We start from the raw sequence: 6,572 nt of genomic DNA, 5'->3' as shown, positions 1-6,572 counted from the left end.
GACAATCACATCGCCTTATTAATCAATTGGTTGCGGTGCTAAACGCCAGAAATGCCCCCATAAATACCCCCAGAACGCATCGACTGGTCCTAACGCCTAATTCGTCTCGATCTTAGCGCTCCTCCGACACTCGCGATACCTGAAAACGCCGTTGTTGTTGCCATATGCAAGCAATGCCTGCATATGCTAGCATCTGTGCCGTTGGTGTTGTGGAAATCTATGGAGTCGATCATGGCGAGCTTGAGTGTCCGAAAACTCGACGACGAGACGCTGTCGCGGTTGCGGATCCGCGCCGCACGGCATGGGGTGTCGATGGAGGAGGAGGCGCGTCGGATCCTGAAGGAGGCCGTCTGCGCTCCAGAAAACCTCGGCGATCTCGCGCTTCGGATCTTTGGCCTGAAGCACGGTGTCGATCTGCAGCTCCCTGAAAGGACAGCGCACGAGCCCCTGGACCTGGCCGAATGATCCTGCTGGACACCAATATCGTTTCAGAGCTGATGAAGAGCCGGCCGGCGGAAGCCGTCCTGGCCTGGCTGAACGGTCAGCCCTCCGAGAAACTTTACCTCTCAGCCGTTACCATCGGTGAGATCGCCTACGGACTTCGTATCCTGCCGGATGGCAAACGCCGATCCGGCCTGCGCGAGCGATTCGAACGATTTGTTGCCCTGGCTCTTGATCAGCGGGTGCTCAGCTACGACGAACCCGCGGCGCGCCTCTATGGCGAGCTGATGGGTGATCGCAGGGAACTCGGGCTCCCGATGAGCGTGCCTGATGGCCAGATTGCCGCCATCGCTCGTCGCGACCATCTGGCGATAGCGACCCGGAATGTCCTCGACTTCGAGCACTGCGGCATCGAAGTCATCAATCCGTTTGAGTTCACGCCTTGATGCAGGAATCGACCGTGTGGTTGCTGCGACCTGGCCGATCGGTGCGTATCGCGATTTTTCGCGCTCGGAGGTTGTCAAGCGGCTTTCAATCAATGAGCCAGAGCCTCGCTCCCGCATAGGGCGGTATGGGGGGGCTGGTGGTCCAAGGGGGAAAGAGGATGAAAAGGTTGATGCGACGGCTGGCGCTGTCGATGCTCGTGCTCGCGGGTGCCGCGCCCGTCGTGGTAAACGCACAGCAAGCGGCGGATGTCCTTTACCACGGAGGACGCATCCTGACGATGGTCGGTGACGAGCCGGCCTATGTGGAGGCTCTCGCGGTCAAGGACGGTAGGATCGCCTTCGCCGGGGCGAAGGACCAGGCACTGGCGATGCGAGGAGAGGCGACGAGGGTCGTCGACCTCGAGGGAAAGGCCTTGCTTCCCGGCTTCATCGATGGCCACGGCCATTACATAAACTCGCTGCTGGTCGCCAACCAGGCCAAGCTCTATCCGCCGCCGTCCGGACCGGGGAAGGACGTATCGAGCATCATCGCCGAGCTGAAGCGCTATGCCGCCGAACGGAAGATTCCGAAGGGCGAACTGATCATCGGTTACGGGTATGACGATTCCGTCATGCCGGACGGTCGGCTTCTAAACCGCGACGACCTGGACGCCGCGTTTCCCGACAACCCGGTGCGGGTGGACCACGTTTCGATGCACGGCGCGGTGATGAACAGCCTTGCCCTGAAGAAGTACGGGATCTCCGCTGAAACCGAGACACCGCCGGGTGGCGTGATCGTGCGCAAGCCGGGCACCGAGGAGCCCTGGGGCCTGATCATGGAGACGGCCTTCCTGCCGGTCTTCGAGCAATCCGAGCCGCTGACCGCGCAGCAGGAGATTGAATGGACCCGAGCGGGCCAGATGCTCTATGCCGAAGCTGGAATGACGACCGCCCATGAGGGAGCCACACATCTCGGTCAGCTACAGACGATCAAGCGCGCCACCGATGCAGGCGCGAACATCATCGACGTAGTCGCCTACCCGTTCATCACCGATCTCGACAAGGTGCTCGCCGAGTTTCCGGTCAGTGACTGGGGCAGGTACGACAAGCGCTTCAAGATCGGCGGCGTGAAGATCACTCTGGACGGCTCGCCGCAGGGCCGTACGGCATTCTTCACCACGCCCTACTTGCAGGGCGGGCCGGCCGGCGAGAAGGACTGGACCGGGGAGCCCACCTTCCCGCAGGACCTCGTCAACAAGGCGATGAAAAAGGTCTACGACCTCAATGTGCCGGTCATCGTTCACACCAATGGCGATGCCGCAATCGATATGTTCCTCGACGCCTACGGGTATGCCCGCGACGGCAACCACGACCGGCCGTGGAACGTCACCACCATCCACACCCAGTTCATGCGCAAGGACCAGATCCCGAAGTTCGTCGAATACAAGGTCCGCCCGTCTTTCTACACCCTGCACACCTTCTACTTCGCCGAAACGCACATCGCGAATCGGGGCAAGGAACAGGGCAGCTACATCAGCCCGATGCGCGATGCGATCGACGCCGGCCTGCGCCCGACCAACCACACGGACTTCGTCGTCGCGCCCCTCGACCAGATGATGATGCTCTGGTCGGCGGTAAACCGGGTGTCGCGCGCTGGCGCGGAAATCGGCCCAAGCCAGCGGGTAACGGCCTATGAGGGTTTGAAATCCATGACCGAATGGGCGGCCGAGCAATACGGTGAACAGGATAGCAAAGGCACCCTCGAAGTCGGCAAGCTCGCCGATCTCGTGATCCTCGACAGGGATCCGCTCCAGGTGGAGCCGATGGCGATCAGGGACATCCGGGTCGTGGAGACGATCAAGGAGGGCCGCACCATCTACCCGGCGTCCGCCGGCGAGCTGCCGCCGCTCAATGTCACCGTGACCGACCCGGATAAGACCTATTCGTGGACAACCCACGTCTGCGACATGGCCGGTGTGAACACCGCCGGTGGCCGTACCTGGACGCTGACGGCGCTCAATGGCGCGCAGATCGACGTGGCGAAACCGCCCACGATGCTGTTCGAAAGCGGCAGGCTCGCCATCTTTGGTGGCGTCAACCGGCTGACCGGGTCTTACGCCCTGGTGCGCGACAGCGTGACCATGGGCGATCTTGCCAGCACACGGATGGCCGGTCCACCGGATCTCATGGAACTCGAAGGCAGCTTCGCGAGGACGCTCAAGGCCGTTGACGCGTTTCATGTCCACGGCGATGAACTGACCCTCTTGAGCGACGGGAAGGTCGTCGCGGTTTTCCAGGCCGCGGAATGAGGGCTTTCGCCCCGAGGAGAGGCAAATGAATTTCGGCATTCGTCACGCGTTCCCCGTGCTGCTCGGGGTCGCTGCAACTGTGATGGGGGGCGCTTCGGCGCAGACCACTACCTTGCAGGATATCGGTAGCCATTTCGCCGAGCCACCCAGCCCGACGGTGATCTACACCGCGCGCGAGTTCATCACGATGGATCCTGCCAGGCCGCGTGCCGAGGCGATCGCGGTGCGCGATGGCAGGTTCGTCGCGGTCGGCACGCGCGCCGAGGTTGGTGCCGCGGCCGGCGAGGATGCGCGGCTCGACAAGACGTTCAACGACAAGGTCGTGATAGCCGGCTTCGTCGAGCAACACGTGCACCCGGTGCTTGCGGCGCTGACCATGAACACCAAGGTCATCTCGATCGAGGACTGGGACGCGATCGACGGCTTCTCGCCCGCGGTGCGCGACGAGAAGGGCTACCAGGAGCGCCTGAAACAGGCGCTCGCCGCCCACGAGGACAAGCAGGCGCCGTTCGTGACCTGGGGCTACCACCACTATTTCCACGGCGAGATGTCGCGCGACATGCTCAACGAGCTCGCGCCCAACTTCCCCGTGATCGTCTGGCACCGCTCGGCACACGAGATCTTCCTCAACGACGCGGCGCTTGAGCTCACCCGCATCGACGAGGCTTTGGTAAAGGGCCTGCCCGAGTCGGCGCAGGCGCAACTAAGCCTCCCCAAGGGCCACTTCTTCGAGCAGGGGATGCTCGCGATCCTGCCCAAAGTCGCCCCCTACATCGCCTCCGCCGAGCAGTTCCGCAAGGGCCTCGAGTTCACCGAGACCTACTACCACCGCAACGGCATTACGCTCGCCTGCGAGCCGGGCGGGTTCGTGAGCAAGCCGATGCAGGATGCGGTCAACGCCGTGTACTCGGACGACGCCACGCCGTTCAACCACTGTTTCATCGGCGACGGCAAGAGCTTCTTCGCGATGAAGCCCAACGATGCGGTGAGCCTGCTCGCCGAGACCCGCAAGGTCGAGAGCTGGGGCAAAGGGCGCACCTGGTATATCCCTAACCAGGTAAAGCTCTTCACCGACGGCGCGATCTATAGCCAGCTGATGCAGATGAAGGACGGCTACACCGACGGCCACCACGGCGCCTGGATCGTCGACCCGCCGGCCTTCGACTTCATGTTCCAGACCTACTGGGACGCGGGCTACCAGATCCATATCCACAACAACGGCGACGCCGGCCTGGACGTGCTGCTCGCCTCGTTCGAGAAGGCGATGGCGCGCAAGCCGCGCACCGACCATCGGACCGTGCTCGTGCACTTCGGCTTCGCCCAGCCCGAACAGGTGGCGAAGTGGATCGAGCTCGGCGGCATCGTGAGTTCGAACCCCTACTACGTGACCGCCCTCGCAGGGCGCTACGCCAAGCTCGGCATCGGGCCGGAGCGGTCGGCCAACATGGTGCCCAATGGCGACGTCGTAAAGAACGGCGGCTCGCTGTCCTTCCATTCCGACATGCCGATGGCGCCCGCCAAGCCGATGCAGCTCGTGTGGGCGGCAGTCAACCGCTTCACCGCCGAAGGGCCGGTCGCCGGCCCGCAGCACAAGGTGTCGCTTGACGTCGCCCTCAAGGCTGTGACGATCGACGCTGCCTACTCGATCCAGATGGAACAGCGGGTCGGCTCGATCGAGGTCGGCAAGGACGCGAACCTGACGGTTCTCGAACAGAGCCCCTACGAGGTCGCGCCCGAGAAGCTGAAGGACATCGACGTGTGGGGCACCATGCTCGAGGGCCGTGTGCAGCCGGTCGGCGGCAAGCTGCCGCGGACGACGTCGGCGGTGCAAGGTGAGGCGCCGTTGAAAGAGGCGCCGCGCGACGCTGCGGACCTCGACCGCGCGGTGGCCGGGAGGCTGGCATCGCTCCTGCGCCACAAGCACGACCACTGATCGTTCGCGCGCGCAGACTTGACGTGGTACACGGCGACCGGAATCGACAAACGAGGCTGCGGGCGTAGCCATGGAAGGCTATGCGAGCGTGCCGGATAGCGAGTTGGTTGACGCGGCCATGGGGCAGCTCGCGAGGCTGATTTCTATGGCTCATTTGCACTGATTCGGCGATGCGGCCAGTTTTCAAGACAATCGGGACAGCGTTGCTGGCGGCCGGCCTAATTCTCGTCGCGGCCTGCACGCAGGCTCCCAGCGTGGGCGCTACCGCCAGTAAACGCAGCGAGGCTGGCATGCAGCAGGTGACAGGTACCCTTTCCTATCGTGAGCGGCTGCTGCTCCGCCCGGGCGCCGTGGCCGAGGTGTCCCTGCTCGACGTCTCGCGCGCCGACGCGCCCGCCCGCACGATCGCGCGGCAGCTTATCGATGACCCGTCCGCGCCCCCTATCCCCTTCGTGCTGAAATATGACCCCGCAGAGATCGACCAGCGCATGAGTTACGCCGTGCGCGCCGTCATTCGGCAAGAGGACCGATTGTTGTTCACCACCGATACGATGTATCCGGTGATCACGCGCGGAGCCGGCAACACCGTCGACCTGCTGTTGAAACGGGTCGGCGGGCCGGAGACGAAGCCCGACGCCTCTCTGACCAACACCTACTGGAAGCTGGTTTCGGTCGGCGGTGAGATGTATCGGCACGTGGGCGCCAACCGCGAGCCGCACTTGAAGCTACTGGAGCGTGACAACGCCGTCACGGGATTTGGTGGCTGCAACGGCTACTCGGGCCGCATCGAACTGGCCGATGGCATGCTGCGATTCAGCGACCTTGCGGTCACGCAGCGCGCCTGCCTGGAAGGTATGGAGATCGAATCCCGTTTTCTGGCGGCGCTGCGAGAGGCGAATCGCTACGCCATCCGGGGAGACACCCTGCGCCTGTTGCGCGACGACGAGGATGTGCTCGGGTTCGAGGCAGTCTACTTCTGATGGCGGCTCGAGCTGCAGCCGTCCTTGCCGCACCAGCCGCGTCAGGGCAACAGCGGGCAGCCCGCGCTCAGTCAGATCGCGCGATCGAATAAGGCGGTGTTCTGCGGCGAGATCCAGGATCTTCCGATGCGAACGAGCCATGCCGCCATGGTGTTGCGAAAGGCCGGTAGTAGTCAGCAACTACCGACATAAAGCAACGCGACCCGCCGCTGTCCTTTGGCCCGCGGGCAATCGTCAGCCGCCCTGCGGTGTCGGATGGGGTATTTCGATCGGAGGCCCAAAAGTACCCCGAGAAATACCCCCACATTGGGTTGGTAGGGAAAGTTAGGGCCAGGTGAGCACGGGGATGGGATTTTCCTCGATCCGGACGGGGGAAGCGCAGTAAATCCCGTGCCGTCCAGACCGATCTGTGCCGGACTGGAAATCGAACTCAAAATATTCTCGTTAAAACAATGCGTTAGATAAAAAATATTGGTGGAGGCGG

The 6,572-nt window shown here is 63.1% G+C and carries 5 protein-coding genes and 1 pseudogene; 5 read left to right on the top strand and 1 reads right to left on the bottom strand.

The window, feature by feature from the left end; all coding sequences use genetic code 11:
* Window positions 1–219 precede the first annotated feature (219 nt).
* The 5 genes from H4F99_RS14305 to H4F99_RS14285 all read left to right on the top strand — a co-directional run bounded on the left by H4F99_RS14305 (window position 220) and on the right by H4F99_RS14285 (window position 6,088).
* Window positions 220–465, top strand: coding sequence for a FitA-like ribbon-helix-helix domain-containing protein (locus H4F99_RS14305; protein ID WP_224784641.1), 246 nt, complete (start codon window positions 220–222; stop codon window positions 463–465).
* Window positions 462–887: a type II toxin-antitoxin system VapC family toxin gene (locus H4F99_RS14300; RefSeq protein WP_182670643.1), complete on the top strand. Its 426-nt coding sequence runs from the start codon at window positions 462–464 to the stop codon at window positions 885–887. The genes H4F99_RS14305 and H4F99_RS14300 overlap by 4 nt, the downstream gene beginning before the upstream one ends.
* 158 nt (window positions 888–1,045) lie before the next feature.
* Window positions 1,046–3,175, top strand: coding sequence for an amidohydrolase family protein (locus H4F99_RS14295; RefSeq protein ID WP_182670642.1), 2,130 nt, complete (start codon window positions 1,046–1,048; stop codon window positions 3,173–3,175).
* Between the two features lie 55 nt (window positions 3,176–3,230).
* The gene (locus tag H4F99_RS14290; protein ID WP_182670641.1) at window positions 3,231–5,108 is read left to right on the top strand and encodes an amidohydrolase family protein; all 1,878 of its coding nucleotides are present in this window, start codon (window positions 3,231–3,233) and stop codon (window positions 5,106–5,108) included.
* 170 nt (window positions 5,109–5,278) lie between these two features.
* Window positions 5,279–6,088 (top strand): YbaY family lipoprotein, encoded by an 810-nt coding sequence (locus H4F99_RS14285; protein WP_150862792.1) that lies wholly within the window; start codon window positions 5,279–5,281, stop codon window positions 6,086–6,088.
* Window positions 6,089–6,115: 27 nt separating this feature from the next.
* Here the strand turns inward: H4F99_RS14285 and H4F99_RS14725 are convergent.
* Window positions 6,116–6,229: pseudogene (locus H4F99_RS14725) on the bottom strand (type IV toxin-antitoxin system AbiEi family antitoxin domain-containing protein); the annotation flags it as partial.
* Window positions 6,230–6,572 lie beyond the last annotated feature (343 nt).

Source organism: Marilutibacter penaei (assembly GCF_014145395.1).
Lineage (GTDB): Bacteria > Pseudomonadota > Gammaproteobacteria > Xanthomonadales > Xanthomonadaceae > Marilutibacter > Marilutibacter penaei.
The sequence above is the reverse complement of the archived record's forward strand: the minus strand, read 5'-3'. Positions and strand labels throughout refer to the sequence as shown.

Coding starts and splice junctions, on each gene's coding strand:
- H4F99_RS14305 (WP_224784641.1), top strand. CDS start 220: ATGGAGTCGATCATGGCGAGCTTGAGTGTCCGAAAACTCGACGACGAG.
- H4F99_RS14285 (WP_150862792.1), top strand. CDS start 5,279: ATGCGGCCAGTTTTCAAGACAATCGGGACAGCGTTGCTGGCGGCCGGC.
- H4F99_RS14295 (WP_182670642.1), top strand. CDS start 1,046: ATGAAAAGGTTGATGCGACGGCTGGCGCTGTCGATGCTCGTGCTCGCG.
- H4F99_RS14300 (WP_182670643.1), top strand. CDS start 462: ATGATCCTGCTGGACACCAATATCGTTTCAGAGCTGATGAAGAGCCGG.